This window comes from Bacteroides sp. NGMCC 1.200775, assembly GCF_040798045.1.
In the GTDB taxonomy this organism is placed as follows: domain Bacteria; phylum Bacteroidota; class Bacteroidia; order Bacteroidales; family Bacteroidaceae; genus Bacteroides; species Bacteroides hominis.
This window is the reverse complement of sequence record NZ_JASCQK010000003.1, coordinates 405835-423399: the sequence shown is the minus strand read 5'-3', so window position 1 is coordinate 423399 and position 17565 is coordinate 405835. Positions and strand designations below refer to the sequence as shown.

Here is a 17565-nt window from a genome sequence, read left to right as displayed (position 1 = left end):
ACATCAAAGTCGAGAAATCCGAAAACAGAAAATGACCGAACTATTTGTTTTGTAATAAACACTCTGTATATTTGTGAATTTACTAACCGTAACCAATTGAAAAACATGAAAGCAATATCCTTATTAATTATAATAGGTATAGCAGCCACCTCATGCATACGCCCCCGAAAACCGGTTTACCCTGCAACAAAAAAGGTAGACAGCATAGACATATATTTCGACACAAAAATTCCCGATCCATATCGTTGGTTAGAGAATGACACTTCCGATGCAACCGCCGCATGGATAGAAGCACAAAACAAAGTCACTGCCAAGTACCTGGAAGCCATCCCTTTCCATCGGAAATTATTAAAACGAATAACCACCCTGTCTGACTATGAAAGAATTGGATTACCGGTCAAGAAAGGAAATAAGTACTATTTCACTAAAAACAATGGGTTACAAAATCAAAACGTGATGTATATACAAGACTCTTTGAGCAATAATCCACGCATTTTTTTAAACCCTAACCGATGGTCTGACGACGGTACTGTATCACTCAGTAGAATATCATTCTCCAAGAACGGTAAATATGCTGCCTGTGGCATCTCACGCAACGGTTCCGATTGGCAAGATCTATATATCATGGACACCACAACCGGGAAATTTCTGGACGATCACATTCAATGGGTAAAGTTTCAGGAAGTGGCTTGGGATGAAAAAGGCTTTCATTATAGCGCTTATGACGCTCCACCAAAAGATAAAGAGTTGTCAAGCGTAAACGGAAACTCCATGATTTATTATCATAAACTAAAGACACCACAAGCAAAAGACAAACCGATCTATCAAAACCCATATTATCCGGAGTGCAATCATTCCGGGCAAACAAGTGATGACGGACGTTTTCTTTTCATAAACAACGGCCTTTTAATGAAAGATCTCACCCAAACAGACGCACCTCTGGTACAACTGGCCAATACGGGCTATCGATATAGCCCAATAGGCATCATTGATAATAAAATTTATATTTTTACCAACTACAAAGCTCCGAAAAGACGTATCATGGTGGCTGATATCAACAGTCCCACGTTGAAAAACTGGAAAGAACTGATTCCAGAATCCGATACCGTATTATCCAAAGCAGAAATAATTGGTGGAAAATTGTTTCTCACCTATAATAAAGATGCTTCAGACCGGGCCTATGTCTACAATTTAAATGGGAAACAACTACAAGAGATCAAGCTTCCTTCACTGGGTACCGTCTTCTTTTGCGGAGAAAAAGAGGATAAAAAATGTTTTTTCCTCTTCACTTCTTTCACCACCCCGAACACAATTTACCAATATGACATTGATAAAAAAGAGTATACACTATATTATGCTCCGAAAATAAAGTTTAATGCAAACGACTTTGTGACGGAACAAATATTCTTCACCAGTAAAGACAGTGTGCAAATCCCAATGTTTCTGACTTATAAGAAAGGATTAAAGAAAGATGGAAACAATCCTGTACTTCTTTATGGTTATGGTGGCTTTGGCCTCACCCTCACTCCTTCCTTCGCCATCGAACGTATCCCGTTCCTCGAGAACGGAGGTATCTATATACAGGTCAATTTACGAGGCGGTAACGAATATGGTGATTCATGGCACAAGGCGGGAGTCAAAATGCAAAAACAGAATGTTTTCGACGACTTTATCAGTGCCGCCGAATATCTCATTAAAGAAAAATACACTAATCCGAACAAAATAGCCATTACCGGTGCATCGAACGGAGGATTACTCGTGGGTGCCTGCATGACACAACGGCCTGAGCTATTCCGCGTAGCCGTATCTCAGGTGGGTGTGATGGATATGCTCCGTTATCATAAATTCACCATAGGCGCATCATGGAGCACAGACTATGGCACAAGTAGCGACAGTAAAGAAATGTTTGATTACTTATTGAGCTATTCTCCGCTGCACAATCTGAAGTCGGGCACAAGATATCCTGCAACATTAATCACCACAGCCGATCACGACGATCGTGTTGTCCCTGCACACTCGTTCAAGTTTGCCGCAACTTTACAAGCAGAAAATGATGGGACCAATCCTACTCTCATACGTATCGATCACAAGGCCGGACACGGCTTCAACAAAGCCACAACAAAGTTATTAAAAGAGCAAGCAGACGTTTATGCATTTATCATGTATAATCTGGGAATGAAAATGAAAAACTGACATCTATTTCCCAATGCTCTTTCTATCATTTTATCATTATTTAATCAAAATATTCCGTACAATCAAATAACATTAGAAAAGTTTTCCTATATTTGCGATACGATAAAGTGACATTTTATCAGAATCAACCTATTAAAACATACTATTATGAACATCGAAAAAATCATGTCCTCTTTAGAGGCTAAACATCCCGGCGAATCAGAATATCTTCAAGCTGTAAAAGAAGTGCTTCTCTCTATCGAAGATATATACAATCAGCACCCTGAGTTTGAAAAAGCCAAAATCATCGAAAGACTGGTAGAGCCGGACCGTATCTTTACGTTCCGCGTGACATGGGTAGATGATAAAGGTGAAGTACAAACCAACCTGGGATATCGTGTTCAGTTCAACAACGCTATCGGCCCGTATAAAGGCGGTATCCGTTTCCACGCTTCTGTCAACCTGTCTATCCTGAAATTCCTCGGATTTGAACAGACCTTTAAGAATGCCTTGACTACTCTGCCGATGGGTGGTGGTAAGGGCGGCTCCGACTTCTCTCCACGTGGCAAGAGTGATGCTGAAATCATGCGTTTCTGCCAGGCATTTATGCTTGAGTTGTGGCGCCATCTGGGCCCGGATATGGACGTACCGGCCGGTGACATCGGTGTAGGAGGACGTGAAGTAGGCTACATGTTCGGTATGTATAAGAAACTAACCCGTGAATTTACAGGAACCTTCACCGGAAAAGGACTTGAGTTTGGCGGTTCACTGATCCGTCCGGAAGCTACCGGATTCGGAGGTTTGTACTTCGTCAACCAAATGTTGCAGACTAAAGGTATCGATATAAAAGGCAAGACTGTAGCTATCTCCGGATTCGGAAATGTTGCCTGGGGAGCTGCTACCAAAGCTACCGAGTTGGGAGCAAAGGTTGTTACAATCTCCGGCCCGGATGGTTACATCTATGATCCGAACGGCATCAGTGGGGAAAAGATCGATTATATGCTTGAACTCCGTGCTTCGGGCAACGATATCGTAGCTCCGTATGCTGACGAATTCCCGGGATCTACTTTCGTAGCCGGTAAACGTCCTTGGGAAGTGAAAGCCGATATAGCCCTTCCTTGTGCCACTCAAAACGAATTAAACGGCGAAGATGCCAAAAATCTTATTAATAACAATGTTCTTTGTGTCGGAGAGATCTCCAACATGGGTTGTACACCCGAAGCCATCGATCTTTTCATCGAACACAAAACGATGTATGCACCGGGTAAAGCAGTCAATGCAGGTGGTGTAGCAACGTCCGGGCTGGAGATGTCACAAAATGCCATGCACTTGAGCTGGAGTGCAGCAGAAGTAGACGAGAAACTCCATACCATCATGCATGGTATCCATGCACAGTGTGTGAAGTATGGTACAGAACCTGACGGATATATCAATTATGTGAAAGGTGCCAACATTGCAGGCTTCATGAAAGTGGCTCATGCCATGATGGGACAAGGAATCATCTAAAAAGCTTTGTTTAGTTGTATTTGTGAATTGCGTTACTCATTTCCTGAGACAGGATGTGGGTAACGCTACTTTTTTCTGAAAAGGTTTCATTTTCAACTAAAATAGCCTAACTTTGCATTTCGAAACCAAATAATTGTTACGAAATGTTACAACCCGAATTAAAGATGCGCCGCGATAAAATTCGCGTGCTGATGGCTCAACAAAACATTGATGCCGCTCTCATCACTTGTAATGTAAACTTGCTCTATACGTATGGCCGTGTTGTCAGCGGATACCTCTACTTACCTCTCCACTCACCGGCCTTGTTATTCATCAAACGCCCCAACAATATTACCGGCGAACACGTCTTCCCTATCCGAAAACCGGAACAGATTCTTGATCTGATTAAAGAAAGCGGATTGCCTGCCCCTCAGAAACTGATGCTGGAAGGCGATGAACTGTCATATACAGAGTACAATCGCCTTGCCGCTGTTTTCCCAGAGTCGGAAATTGTAAACGGAACTCCGTTAATCCGCGAAGCGCGTAGCATCAAGACTCCTGTAGAAGTGGAATTATTCCGCCGTTCGGGTGTAGCTCACGCCAAAGCTTACGAACAGATTCCTTCTGTTTACCGTCCGGGAATGACCGATCTGGAATTTTCAATCGAAATAGAAAGGTTGATGCGTCTGCAAGGTAACCTGGGAATCTTTCGTGTGTTCGGTCAGAGCATGGAAATCTTTATGGGCAGTGTACTGACCGGAGACAACGCTGCTTTCCCTTCTCCATACGATTTCGCCTTAGGAGGTGAAGGACTGGATCCGGCTCTCCCGGGAGGACTCAACAGAAGCCTGCTAAAAGAAGGTCAAAGTGTGATGGTAGACCTCGGAGGAAACTTTAACGGATATATGGGCGATATGAGCCGCGTATTCTCCATTGGTAAGTTGAGTGATGAAGCGTATACAGCCCATCAGGTCTGTCTCGACATACAGGACGCCGTATCATCTATGGCTCAGCCCGGAGTTGTATGCGAGGATTTATATAATACAGCCATCGATATAGTGACCAAAGCCGGTTTTGCCGACAAGTTCATGGGTATCGGCCAGCAAGCAAAATTCATAGGTCATGGTATCGGTCTGGAAATTAATGAAGCTCCGGTGCTTGCCCCCCGTATGAAACAAGAACTGGAACCGGGAATGGTCTTCGCTCTCGAACCTAAGATTGTAATTCCGGGTGTAGGTCCCGTAGGTATCGAAAACTCGTGGACAGTAACACAAGAGGGTGTAGAGAAACTTACTATCTGTAACGAAGAGATTATTGAGTTGCAATAAAAACAAATCCCAATAGATACCCAAAAGACGACTGTTGTGCTTTCCACACCACAGCCGTCTTTTTCATATCACTATTAACTTTACTAAGGAATTTCTGTTACCGGAGTCTCCAACTTAATGTTTTCCCATCCCACCCATGTAGGAGAAACCATACATTGCGGCTCCTGAATTTTATCGATCAAGGCAGTAGCACGTTTTACTGCAATACTGGTTCTTTCGAACAGCTCTTTCATGGAAAGGTTACCTTTAGCGTCACGGATCGTCTTTATCAGGAAATACGTATAATATCCCTGCTTCTTTTCATGGTAAACACTTGAAGTCTGATCGCCACTGCTGGACGAAAAACTCAATGTGTTTCCTTGCGGCAATCCCACTTTCGGAACAACACGCACGCCCTTCTGTGCCAATAGCGGAGCAGCACTCTTATAACCACCGCTAAAGCAAGCATCGAGGAATACATAAGCCCCCTTCACCGGATAAGTAGCCAATTTTTTATACAGTCCGGACAATGAAATACCCAGACGGATATTCTTACCTGTAATATCCACCGGAAGTAAATAAGGCTCCTTAGTAGCCTCGTCATTATTTCCATGACCGGAATAATAGAATATCAGTTCGGCTTGCGGATCGGTGCTTGCCATGTTCACCAACCAGTCAAGTTGTTCGTGCATCATACCGGCAGTAGCATTCGGCACCACCTTGATCTGCCCGTCGGGTACCCCAAAGGTACGTACGCAATATTCACGGAACAGCACAGCATCGTTTACGGCATAAGGCACATTAATTTCAGCATTGGCACCGGTCATACTATAATCCTCATTACCGATAATCAAAGCATAACGGTGGCGGTTCACAGCTCCCACAGGGACATCCTCCATCAACTCACTCTTGAAACTCAGCGAAAAGTCTTTCACATTCACCTTCCGTGCAGCCACATTTCCACTCAGATTGATAGAAGCGGCAGAAGACAGGTAATCTCCCACTTTCACTTTATAAGCCTCGTTCAGGAAAGTTGAACGGGTAGACTCCGTTACCGCCAGCATTACGGCCACGGAATCTTCATCAAAACGCTTGTTCACCAGGAAGCCGTAATCGAGCACAGCCACATCCCCCGGAGCAATACTATCAATTGTCATTTCCGGAGAATCGGTAGTAAATATGTTCTTCGGCAATGTGAAATTCACCTTCACCTTACGCGCAGTCTGTGTTCCAAAGTTTTGCAAGGCAACCGTCAGCTTTCCGTTTTTACCCAAAGTAATAGATGTACCCTCAGACGCAAAGAACTGATGGTCGGCAATGCGCAAACGAGGCATTGCATATTCCTGAGTATTCACAATCAGCTCCGAAGGATCGGCATCAAATCCATTCGCTTCGAATGCATAAATGTTGATCTTAGCCAGGCTCGTGGGCAACTCTTTCTTTGCAAGATAACGGAATGTATACTGTTTGGACTTCCCGGCCGGAATATTGCCTCCGTCCAACTCACGCGGACCGTCGAAATACTGATCATATCCCTGCTGCTCAGCCAAACGGATACGTATATTATACGCATCTCCTTTACCTTGGTTCTCAATGGTAAACTGCAAAGCGAAACTCTCTCCGGCATCAATTACCTTATTATTATTGGCATCCGTAAACTGATCCATCTTGATTACCAACATGGCCGGTTCCACAGGTACCGGAACAGACTCCTGTTCCTGAGCTATATTTTCAGTCTTCTTCAACGCCTCTTTGTAAGCAGCCAGCCGGGACGGAAAAGCGGTATAAGAAGCTCCGTCCTGAACTATCTTAGAAAGCACTTCATATTCCGGTTTCATATCCATATACTGATATACGCCTGCCAGTCCCTGCATATACAATTTGGAAGAAGGATCTTTCTGCAATATCTTCAGGAAAAGATCTTTAGCGTCCATCAGATAGCCCGATGCGCGCTGACGTACCAATGCATATTCAGTATCATTGGCAATGGTAGCCCCATTGTTTACGATCTCCGTAGCACAATTGAAGTTGGCACGTGCCACACCGGTCATCAATTCAAAACTCTCGGGATGAAGTGCATACAAGCGTTTGTAGATATCCAGTGCCTCCACATTCTTTCCCTGCCGTTCCAGAATGCGCGCCTTGATAGGCAATACCTTATCATTATTCGGATCCACAGCCAGAATGCGGTCAATCGCACCAATCAACTTTTCCATATTATTGGTGGCGATATGTACATTCACCAGATTATACAAGAAATCGAGTGACACCGGATATTTGGCAATAGCCTGTTCCAGCACGCGTTCCTGATCCGCATATTTCTTCTGCTTCTGATAAATCATGTTCATATAAACATAACAGTCCTTCTGCTGAGCTTCCGTACCGGTATTAAGATACTCCTGAAAATACCTCAGCGCCTGTTCGTTCTTCTCCAGATTAAAGGCCGATACCGCTGCATAGTAAACCACCGAAGCATAACGGTTATCTTTCGGCAACAATTCACTGCGGAACAACTGCATCTGCGGCATATCGATATATGCAGCGGCAAAATCCAATGCTTTAGCCGGCTGTTTCTGTTCCGAATAATATACCGCCCCATTCAGCAGATAAGGATACAATGCCTTTAGCCTATTCTTTGCTCCCCCTATATACTGACCGTTATTCGGTGCCTCCACAACCTTCATGAAATTCGCGTAACTGTCCAGCAGATAGTCATACATAGCCGTTACATTCGTTCCTTTATCGCGCTCGCTTTCAAAAAGCACATACTGTTGGTTGGCACGCTTAGAAGCGGAGGACGCATCCTGCGCCCCCACTTTACCGGCCATAACAACAGTGAGAATGATTGTCAGTAAAAAAAATCTTTTCATCGTTTATTGTTGAAATGCATCCATAATTACAAACTCTACATTGATCTTGCGGAATTCTCCACCACGTTCTTTAGCTACTTCCACATGATATTCGTAGTCGTTCTTCGTATTACCTAATGTTGTCACATTCTTTTCGATATAACTCTTCACACCGGCAGCACGCATCAGTGCCAGTTGTTCGTTCTGTGTGATTCCGGCAGCCTTGGTCACCGTGATATTGTCGAGATTGCCATCTTTGTAATATGGCTCGTCCACGAACTCTCCGTACCGTCCGTCATAAGCCAGGCGTCCACGAATCGGAGCCGCATCGGCCGAACCGGTAATAATCACTTTCACCTGCTTACCCTCTGATAAATATTTGGAGAAATCGCCTTCAAAAGCATTCTTGATAATCTTCATCAAAGACATGGCGGCATTTGAGCGTTCAATGTTATAACCACCGGACGGGAAGTCTTCCTTAGCAGAAAACTCTTTATTGATCACCTCATACTGATAACCCACTTTATAATTGAGAATTTTTTTGCCGTTAGCATCCACACCCGGAATAACCTCTGTCTTCACATTGATCTGTGTGTTATCGGTAATCAGTTTATCCTGCTTTTTCTCTTCGATCACCTGTTCCTTTATTTCGGCCAATTGTGCTTCCTCACGGGTAGCCTGCTGCATGATTTCCAGAGGGACAAAGTTTTCATCCGCTTCCAAAGCAGTCAACTTCGTCCGTCCGATATTGTCATAGATATAAACCTTGTTGGTCGTTTCGTTGGTAACCTCCACATAGGCCAGCTCAAATTCATCTTTATCATTCAGCACATATACGGCATTCGAGAATTTCATTTTACCTTCCTCAAAGTCCCCTGCCTCGTTAGCCGGAACTTCCAGTCCGATAGACGGCAACCCCTTAAAACCGATATTCAACATATTATTAGCAGCATCATATCCATCCACAAAAGGATTATCCATTGAGATACGGTCACCCGCCAATGCCGTAGCAACTTCCTGAGCAAACAACTGCTGCTGTTTAACACGGGTTTCATCGTTCACACGGATAGCATAATCCTCCATCGATTCTCCCTGCATCATCTTCACCCATTCATTCATCTTGGCGTCTACTTCCTTACCCATAATCTTTCCATAGAATGGGTTCAGCCCGTTCGCATCCCAGAAGACCATTTGCTTCGTACGATTGGTTAGCATGAATACCTCGCTATTCTGATTGTTCTTAAAGAAACGTCCACCGGTAACACCGCCTATAGGATCTACAATCTCCTGCTCTATGACACCATTCTTCAAGTTGATGATCTCGATATTCTTCCCATCTTTTACCACACTGATGTATTTTCCTTCGGGATGGAATGACGGAGAACTAAGCGTTCCCCCCAACTTATCGAAGATGTCCACCTTATCCCAGTTTTTCGTATCGATAATGGTCAGGTGATTATCCTCCGTGGTTACTGCCAGCAACGAAGCATCCGGAGAGAAAGTCAGTTCTTTGACAACTGCCGACATAGGAATCGCTTTTCTCAACTCCTTTGTCTGGAAGTTCCAGATATTAATCGTCTGTCCTGTCCCTGCTGCAATAAAATAATTGTTCGAACTCATAGCCAGTGCAGTAGCCGGAGCATCTCCCTGGATATAAGCCAATGGCATATATTCTTTCGTATCATAAATAACGATTTCCCCTAACGAGTTACCTACAACGAAACTACGGGCATCGGTAGCATAACACATGGATACCGGCAGCGGTTTGGCTTTCAATTTTTTACGTTTCTCTTTCAATTCGAAAAGCTTCTTATTCCTGTCGCGAAAAGAGTAAATGCTTACCGGATTCTTCGCTCTCAACACGGCGATAGAACTTCCCGTCGGATTAAATACGATACGCTCAATTTTGCGTAAATCATTAATCGCGATATCGCGCATGGTATACAACGATCCGTCAGACAAATAAGCAGTACAAAAAGTCGTGTTATCAAACGCATTAATCTTTTTCTGAGAATCAAACCCCCTTTTTTCTACAACTTGTGCCATTGCTTGTCCGCAGAACATCGCGGTGACAAAACAAAAAGCAATCCCTCTGTAAGTGTAAAATCCACATTTCATCCTATTCATACCTTAAAATGATTTAGTTTATGTTTAATAGTGTTTTGCAAAATAAGCATTAATTCTGCAATCTATCACAAACAGAAACTCCTTTTTTTTCATTTCCCGTAAAGTTTAGTTGTTAATACATAGAAATGAAAAAAGAATAGACAGAAAGACTGTAGAAAAAGAGCAGGTTTGTAACGGTTTTCCGTTACAAACCTGCTCTATAGCATATATTCCCTTTCCTTACGTGATTAGTCGGAAATCGAAAAAGACAAAAACTTATTGCATTTATTTATCCACGTTTCGTACGGGATTCAATCCCATTTTCTTAGCTTTTTGAAGCATAAATGAATAAGCAGCCTCGTATTCATTGGGAATCACTCCGTCCAAAATAGCATCTTTTATAGCACTTTTTAACGACCCCACTTCCTTGCAGGGTCCCAGATTAAACACCTCCATAATCTCTTCCCCACTCACAGGCGGCTGAAAGTTACGGACACGGTCTTTCTCTTCCAAATCTTTCAACTTCCGGCGAACCAGCTGGAAATTATTTAGAAAGCGCTGTTTACGTTCCGTATTCTTTGAAGTAATATCCGCCTCACAAAGTGTCATCAGGTCGTCTATGTCATCTCCGGCTTCAAAAAGCAGACGACGCACAGCCGAATCCGTCACCACATCATCCGCTATCACGATGGGGCGCATATGCAGGCTTACCATCTTTTGCACATACTTCATTTTCTCGTTCATCGGCAACTTCATCCTCCTAAAGATATTCGGAATCATCTTTTCGCCTATGAAATTATGATTATGAAAAGTCCACCCCGCCTTCGGTTCCCAGCGTTTAGTCACCGGTTTGGCGATATCATGTAACAAGGCAGCCCAACGTAACCAAAGATTATCTGTCACCTTGCTGATATTGTCGAGCACTTCCAGCGTATGATAAAAATTATCCTTATGGGCACGCCCGTTCCGGGTCTCCACCCCTTGTAAAGCCACTAATTCCGGAAAAATCAACGCCAACAACCCACTCCTGTCCAAATCGATAAAACCTTTGGAAGGGATAGGTGAAAGCATTATTTTATTCAGCTCGTCCGCAATGCGCTCACGTGAAATAATCTCAATCCGTTCCCGGTTACGGCAAAGAGACTCAAATGTATCGTCATCTATGTAAAAATTCAGTTGGGTAGCAAAACGGATACAGCGCATCATGCGCAAGGGGTCGTCACTGAACGTTATGTCCGGATCGAGAGGAGTACGAATGACCTTTTCCTTCAAATCATTCATGCCTCCGAACGGATCGACCAGTTCCCCAAACCGCTCCTTATTCAGGCAGACAGCCAGAGCATTGATCGTAAAATCCCGGCGGTTCTGATCGTCTTCCAACGTTCCATCCTCCACAATCGGCTTGCGTGAATCCCGCTGATACGATTCCTTCCGTGCTCCTACAAATTCCACCTCCGTTCCGTGATATTTCACTTGTGCCGTGCCGAAATTCTTAAAAACAGAAACATGCGCACCCCGTCCCAGACGTTTACCCAACGCCTCGGCCATAGCAATGCCACTCCCCACCACAACAACATCTATATCTTTAGAGGGACGCTGCAGAAAAATGTCGCGGACATATCCGCCCACCACATAACATTCCAATCCCAACATATCGGCCGTCTCCGAGATCTGTCCGAAAATGGGTTCACTGAAATGCTGCTTCAATTCCTCCTGAGTCAACTCTATCATCTTCATTTTTCTTTTTTACAGTGATTGAAGGTGGTAGTCTGTTACTAACACCTTACAGTTAATTAGGCCGCAAAGGTACAACTTTTCGCTCTTCACTTTCCACTCTTCAGTCTAAATTTGTATTTTTGCCCTTTCTAAGTAAAGAACAACAAAATGAAAAAACTGATTGTCCTGGCATGTACATTGTCACTGCTGACTGCTTGTGGTGACAACATCGAGAAGAAAGCGGGTGAAAAGCTTGCAGCTGCCCGCGCAGCTTTTGAACGCAACGACTACAACGAAGCCAAGTTGCAGATCGACAGTATTAAAATTCTGTATCCAAAGGCATTCGATACCCGTAAAGAAGGTATCAAACTGATGCAACAGGTAGAACTGAAAGAACAGCAAGAAAGCCTTATATATCTGGATAGCATGCTACAAGTCAAACAGCAAGAGTTCGAAGCTATCAAGAATAAATATACTTTTGAGAAAAACGAAGAATATCAAAAAATCGGTAACTACTTTTGGCCTACCCAAACCGTAGAGAAAAACCTGCATCGTTCCTTCCTCCGCTTCCAGGTGAACGAACAGGGAGTAATGACACTGACATCCATCTATTGCGGCCCAAGCAATATCCACCACGTAGCAGTCAAAGTGATAGCACCAGACGGAAGTTTCGCTGAAACCCCTGCGTCCAACGACAGTTACGAGACTACCGATCTGGGAGAAAAAATCGAAAAAGCCGACTACAAAATGGGAGAAGACGGCAACGTCCTCAGTTTCCTCTACATGAACCGCGATAAAAAGAATATCCGTATAGAATATATCGGTGAACGTAAATTCACAACGACCATGACTCCGTCCGACCGAGAAGCACTCGTCGGCACTTACGAACTGTCCAAACTCCTTTCAGCCATTCGTCAAATTCAACAGGAGAAAGAAGAAGCCAACCTGAAAATAGAATTTGTGAAAAGAAAGATGGAACAAAAGGCAAAAGAAGAAGCAGCGGAAAAATAAAGATAACAAAGTGCCTCAAAAGTCTGTTTCACCACAGATTAACGGATCACACAGAAATACGGCTCACAGGCTATCGTATTTATTTGTTCTATCTGTCAATCTGTGGTGAACTCTTCCTGTACCTCTCTATTTTCATTCCCTCCGAAAACACCTTCCCGATTATTCTCCTCTATCCTGTCGGTATCCATTATCGAACACCTCTCCATTCCATGCCCCCACTCTTCATCCCATGAATTTCCCCAATAATACAGAGTTCAAATTAAAATAAAGATAGCAATTTTTAGGTATTTTCAAGAACAAGTTCATTATGTGTAGCGATTACACAGACTATTCATTGTATCTATCTTTGTCCCCCGAAACATTTGAGTACATATGATAGAACGCTAATATGAAAGCAGTAATCATTTCTATTTTTATCATCCTTTCCACCTTTACTACTTATGCTCAGCAAAGAGATATTGTACTGACAGGAACAGTTACGGATCATCAAAACGAACCGCTTCCCGGTGCCACTATCCGCATTAAAGGTACCCAATTCGGCACAGTAACAGATACCGACGGGCATTATCTGTTACGTGGCAAATGGAAAGAAAACGATCTAATTCTTTTCTCTTTCATAGGAATGAAAGAGATACGTGTGAAATACACCGGTCAGAAAGTACAAGATGCAGCCATGCAAGAAGATCCCAAAGCACTGGATGAAGTGGTCATCGTTGCCCGGCAGAATATCAACGAATTGGATATTCGTGCCAAATCCGGCGTTGTACAACGAGTCGACGTAGAACGTCTCAACAGTAAGCCCATGATCGATATGTCCCTCGCCCTACAAGGAGCCGTACCCGGCCTGATTATTACCAATACCGGCGACCTGGGCTCCAAACCGGAAATTCGTATTCGCGGAAATTCATCTTTCCGTAAAGGAGATATGGCCAACGAACCTCTCTACGTTATGGACGGCAAAGTAATATCATCCGATGCCTTCATGACTCTTAACCCGGCCGACATTCAAGAAATAAAGGTTCTGAAAGACGCCGTAGCCTGTGCTTTATACGGCATAAAAGCAGCCAATGGTGTAATAGAAATCACGTCCCAGCGTGGCAATCCCGACGGAAGGTTAACCACCAGTTACAGTTTCAATATAGGTATCACCACCCGTGGACGCAGAGGAGTCAAAATGATGGATAGCGAAGAAAAATTAGAATTGGAAAGACGTTTACAGAATATATCGACTCCGGGATATAGATACAGTGAAGATTACTATCGGAAATATTATGCTACCGCCCCCAACCTCGACGAGTTAATCGCAGAAGGACGACAAGTACTCGATTCATTAAAGAATATCCATACCGACTGGTTTGATGAACTGATACATCGCAGCATCTACCAGCGCCATAACCTTAGCATAAAAGGAGGAACAGATAAGACATCTTATTATATATCCACCAATTATGCCAAGCAGGGAGGACGAGTACCGGGTAATGACACTCAACGTTTCACCGCCCGTATGAGCCTCGATCAGAAACTGGGAAACTGGGGATATTTTTCCTTAAGCACCGATGCAGGTTATTCGGCAACCGATACTCCCAACGGCAGTACCCATTCCCCTACAGATCTGGTTTATCAACTTAACCCTTATGAAACCAAAACCGGTAAATTAATCTCCTACTCCGAAAAATCATCCGAATACACATTAAATGATTTGATGAGCCAATACCATAGTAAATCTACCGATAAACGTGGCGGAGTAAGCGGAAGTTTCAACTTAAGACCATTCAAAGGTTTGGAGATAGATGCAGTGACCGGTATCGATTTCCTTCTGAACGAAGCCCTTACGCTTGTTCCTTCCACGTCTATAGCAGAGCGGGAAATGGGAATCGCGATAGCCGAACGTGGAAAATTAACAAAAGAAAAAAATACAACGACCAATATTTCCTCCAATATACGTATCACTTACAACAAGACATTCGCCGGAAGACACGACCTGACAATCGGTGGGAACATGGACTACTACCTGACCCAGACAGATAACATATCTGCCACCGGATACGGAGTGGGGACACAAATGTCACTAAACGCAATCAACCACTCCATCACCGGAGCCCGGAAGCCGACAGCCAGTTCGCTTCTGGACAAAACGGCTCAGTTAGGATTCGGGGTAGTCATGGGCTACAGTTTCGATTCCACCTATGACCTTTTTGCTACTTACAAAGCCGACGCTTCTTCCGTTCTCCCTCCAGACAAGCGCTGGAATGCAGCATGGGCCATAGGCTTGGGGTGGACCCTCAGCCGATACCCTTTCCTGAAAAATAATAAGGTCATCACTCTCCTGAACCTGAAAGGTTCCCATGGACGTATGGCAAACCTATCCGGAGTATCTGCCTCCGCCACAATCGGCACCTTCAGCTACTCCACCAATTATTACGGAAATGCCCGTCTGCTACAGTTACTCGGATTTTATAATACCGATCTGAAACCGGAACAGACTTCCACAACAGACTTCAGTCTATCCATCGAATTCTTCAAACGGCTGACATTAGGTCTCAATCTCTACCGCCGCGAAACGAGTGATGCACTGCTGGACGTCCCCATCCCCCTTTCCAACGGTTTCAATACCATGAAACGTAACATCGGTGTATTACGCAATGAAGGCTATGAACTGAACGCCGCAATAAAAGTGCTCGATACACCGGACTGGCGTGTATCTTTACGCGGTTCACTGGCCTACAACCGTAATAAGGTAATCAGCCTGTACTATACCGACCGTTTATACACCAGCGAAACCGCCCTGACTCCCGACTATGAAGTCGGAAAAGCCTATAACATGCTTTATGGACTGAAGTCATTAGGCATAAACCCTATCACCGGTCTTCCGGTATTTCAAGGAGCCGATGGAAGTGAGATTTCCCCGACACAAAATCCGGCCAGAGAAAACTTCATCGTTTTGGGGCATAGCACTCCTCCCTACAGCGGTACATTCAACCTGAATTTCTCCTATCGGAATTTCGATTTGGATATGGACTTTTACTATGTGTTCGGCGGCATTAAACCCTACAATTATTCTTATATCCGTTCAGCTGACAGTGCCAATAAGAATGCCATTCAAAAGCAATTAGAAAACATGTGGTTCCACCGAGGAGATGAAGGAAAAATATACCATTCTCCATTTTACATATCTCCTGCCAATGCTTCACTCCAACAGCCCAATACAGAAACCGTCGGGAAAAGCGATTATCTGAAATTGGCCATGTTGTCGCTACGCTACCGGGTTCCACACACCTTTCTGGAGAAAAACTGTCATTTCATAAAATATGCCAATATCGCCTTTCAGGCATCCAACCTTTTTATGATTACTCCTTATAAAGAGTCCGATCCCGAAACAGGTTCATTAGCCGGAGCTATGCAACCCGTATTAACCATCAATCTTAGTTTGACTTTCTAAATACAAGTAATATATGAACCTGAACCCAATAATAAATAATTTCCAACGCTCAATACGCAAAGTACAAATCTGTTGCATATTGATACTCAGTTGTACAGCCTGTTCGCTCAATATCCCCTACGAGAATCAGTATTCAGATCCGGATGCCATTACCACAGTAACCGCCGCACGCGAACTATTGGCATCGGCCTATGATGCAATTCCCAAGCCGGAATTCAGTTTATCCGTATTGAGCGACGACTTCCAGCCTACTTTTTTAATAAACTTGAATGCCGACCTGAATAACCTATATAAATGGCATCCTAAACCGATGGAGGACTTATCGAACTCTCTGTGGGAAAAATACTACTCAGCCATAGGCATAGCCAATACGGTACTGGAGCGCATCCATTATGTATCCCCTATTTCAGACAGTGACAAGCAAGAGTTGCAATGCATCGTTAGCGAAGCAAAAACGTTAAAAGCATATTGTTACTTCAATCTGCTCAGACTTTTTGCCCCCACCTATCCGGAAGGTCCCGAAAAAGACGGAATCATCTTAAAGGAGCGGTTCGAACTTGCCTTTCTAAAACGCTCGAGCATCAGTGAATGTGTGAATGCTATCCGCCAATTACTGACCGAAGCAGTTACTGTAGACAACCGACCTTCACAGGTCTACTGGTTTTCCCGGCAAAGTGCTTATTATCTATTGGCAGCTTTAGAACTCTATGCCGAAAATTACGATAAAGCCGAAGAATATGCCTTAAAAATCCTGTCTTCAACCAATGCATACGATGTCCTGGCCCCCGTACATTATAAAAAACTATGGGAACAAGAACCATGCGATGAATGTATTTTTTCTCTGCATACCACCAATTCATATTATACCGATATGAATTACGAAAGGAAGAAAGGCGACTACTTCACGATCAACTCCACACTCACCCAATTATATGCTGACAATGACATCCGTTACGAAGCAACGGTCTATCCCCAAAAAATGCCTGGTGAAAGCATCGGCGAGACCTTACCGGTACTATATCTGGGAAAATACAACAAACAGAACTGGAATTATAAACCTATACAATATATCAACAAACTTCGTGTATCCGGCATCTGCTTTATTCTTGCCGAAGCCTATTGTCAAGACCAGAAAGGTCACGATGCATTGGCTCTGGAAGTGATAAACAACTACCTGGCCCAACGTGAAGCTCCCTTGCTCGACACATCACTTTCCGGTGCTCCCCTATTGAAAGCTATCCTTCAGGAAAAGTGGAAAGAATTTGCCGGTGAAGGTGAACGTTACTTTGATTTAAAGCGCTATCGGAAAAGTCTGCTTTCCGATTGGAATCTCTCTGCCGCAATGAAAAATAAACCAATCAAACCAGACGACTACCGTTGGCTTTTCCCCATTCCGAAAGGCGAATATCTATATAACGAAAATATATCGCAAAATGCAGGATGGACCAAAATCGAAAAATAAATAAAATACTAAACTAAA

9 protein-coding genes are annotated in these 17565 nt (G+C 43.7%); 6 read left to right on the top strand and 3 right to left on the bottom strand.

Annotated elements, in window-relative coordinates:
* Nucleotides 1-105: 105 nt before the first annotated feature.
* From QK890_RS10955 to QK890_RS10945, 3 genes are all read left to right on the top strand, one after another.
* Complete coding sequence (locus QK890_RS10955) at nt 106-2193, top strand: prolyl oligopeptidase family protein (protein ID WP_296026270.1); 2088 nt, start codon at nt 106-108, stop codon at nt 2191-2193.
* A 147-nt stretch (nt 2194-2340) separates the two neighbouring features.
* Nucleotides 2341-3678 carry an NADP-specific glutamate dehydrogenase gene (gene gdhA / locus QK890_RS10950; protein WP_005781098.1) on the top strand — a complete coding sequence of 446 codons (1338 nt, stop codon included), beginning with the start codon at nt 2341-2343 and terminating at the stop codon, nt 3676-3678.
* A gap of 143 nt (nt 3679-3821) precedes the next feature.
* Entirely contained in the window at nt 3822-4985 is a 1164-nt protein-coding gene (locus tag QK890_RS10945) for a Xaa-Pro peptidase family protein (protein WP_005781100.1), read from the top strand.
* A gap of 83 nt (nt 4986-5068) precedes the next feature.
* Here QK890_RS10945 and QK890_RS10940 read toward each other — a convergent pair whose 3' ends face one another.
* From QK890_RS10940 to QK890_RS10930, 3 genes are all read right to left on the bottom strand, one after another.
* Entirely contained in the window at nt 5069-7834 is a 2766-nt protein-coding gene (locus QK890_RS10940; RefSeq protein ID WP_032543456.1) for a caspase family protein, read from the bottom strand.
* Nucleotides 7835-7837: 3 nt separating this feature from the next.
* Entirely contained in the window at nt 7838-9940 is a 2103-nt protein-coding gene (locus tag QK890_RS10935) for a WD40 repeat domain-containing protein (RefSeq protein WP_022010977.1), read from the bottom strand.
* 264 nt (nt 9941-10204) lie between these two features.
* A complete protein-coding gene (locus QK890_RS10930) occupies nt 10205-11650 on the bottom strand; it encodes a CCA tRNA nucleotidyltransferase (RefSeq protein ID WP_022010978.1) in 1446 nt (481 codons plus the stop codon).
* 153 nt (nt 11651-11803) lie between these two features.
* On the opposite strand from QK890_RS10930, the gene QK890_RS10925 reads away from it, so the two are divergent.
* From QK890_RS10925 to QK890_RS10915, 3 genes are all read left to right on the top strand, one after another.
* Nucleotides 11804-12646: a hypothetical protein gene (locus QK890_RS10925; RefSeq protein ID WP_122142527.1), complete on the top strand. Its 843-nt coding sequence runs from the start codon at nt 11804-11806 to the stop codon at nt 12644-12646.
* 388 nt (nt 12647-13034) lie between these two features.
* Nucleotides 13035-16085: a SusC/RagA family TonB-linked outer membrane protein gene (locus QK890_RS10920; protein WP_122296294.1), complete on the top strand. Its 3051-nt coding sequence runs from the start codon at nt 13035-13037 to the stop codon at nt 16083-16085.
* Nucleotides 16086-16098: 13 nt separating this feature from the next.
* On the top strand, nt 16099-17547 hold the full coding sequence (locus QK890_RS10915) for a RagB/SusD family nutrient uptake outer membrane protein (protein ID WP_367627333.1): 1449 nt from the start codon (nt 16099-16101) through the stop codon (nt 17545-17547).
* Nucleotides 17548-17565 lie beyond the last annotated feature (18 nt).

What these genes read in the sequence shown, in the direction of transcription:
- QK890_RS10925 (WP_122142527.1), top strand. Translation starts at nt 11,804, where the DNA reads ATGAAAAAACTGATTGTCCTGGCATGTACATTGTCACTGCTGACTGCT.
- QK890_RS10955 (WP_296026270.1), top strand. Translation starts at nt 106, where the DNA reads ATGAAAGCAATATCCTTATTAATTATAATAGGTATAGCAGCCACCTCA.
- QK890_RS10920 (WP_122296294.1), top strand. Translation starts at nt 13,035, where the DNA reads ATGAAAGCAGTAATCATTTCTATTTTTATCATCCTTTCCACCTTTACT.
- QK890_RS10935 (WP_022010977.1), bottom strand. Translation starts at nt 9,940, where the DNA reads ATGAATAGGATGAAATGTGGATTTTACACTTACAGAGGGATTGCTTTT.
- QK890_RS10930 (WP_022010978.1), bottom strand. Translation starts at nt 11,650, where the DNA reads ATGATAGAGTTGACTCAGGAGGAATTGAAGCAGCATTTCAGTGAACCC.
- gdhA (WP_005781098.1), top strand. Translation starts at nt 2,341, where the DNA reads ATGAACATCGAAAAAATCATGTCCTCTTTAGAGGCTAAACATCCCGGC.
- QK890_RS10945 (WP_005781100.1), top strand. Translation starts at nt 3,822, where the DNA reads ATGTTACAACCCGAATTAAAGATGCGCCGCGATAAAATTCGCGTGCTG.
- QK890_RS10915 (WP_367627333.1), top strand. Translation starts at nt 16,099, where the DNA reads ATGAACCTGAACCCAATAATAAATAATTTCCAACGCTCAATACGCAAA.
- QK890_RS10940 (WP_032543456.1), bottom strand. Translation starts at nt 7,834, where the DNA reads ATGAAAAGATTTTTTTTACTGACAATCATTCTCACTGTTGTTATGGCC.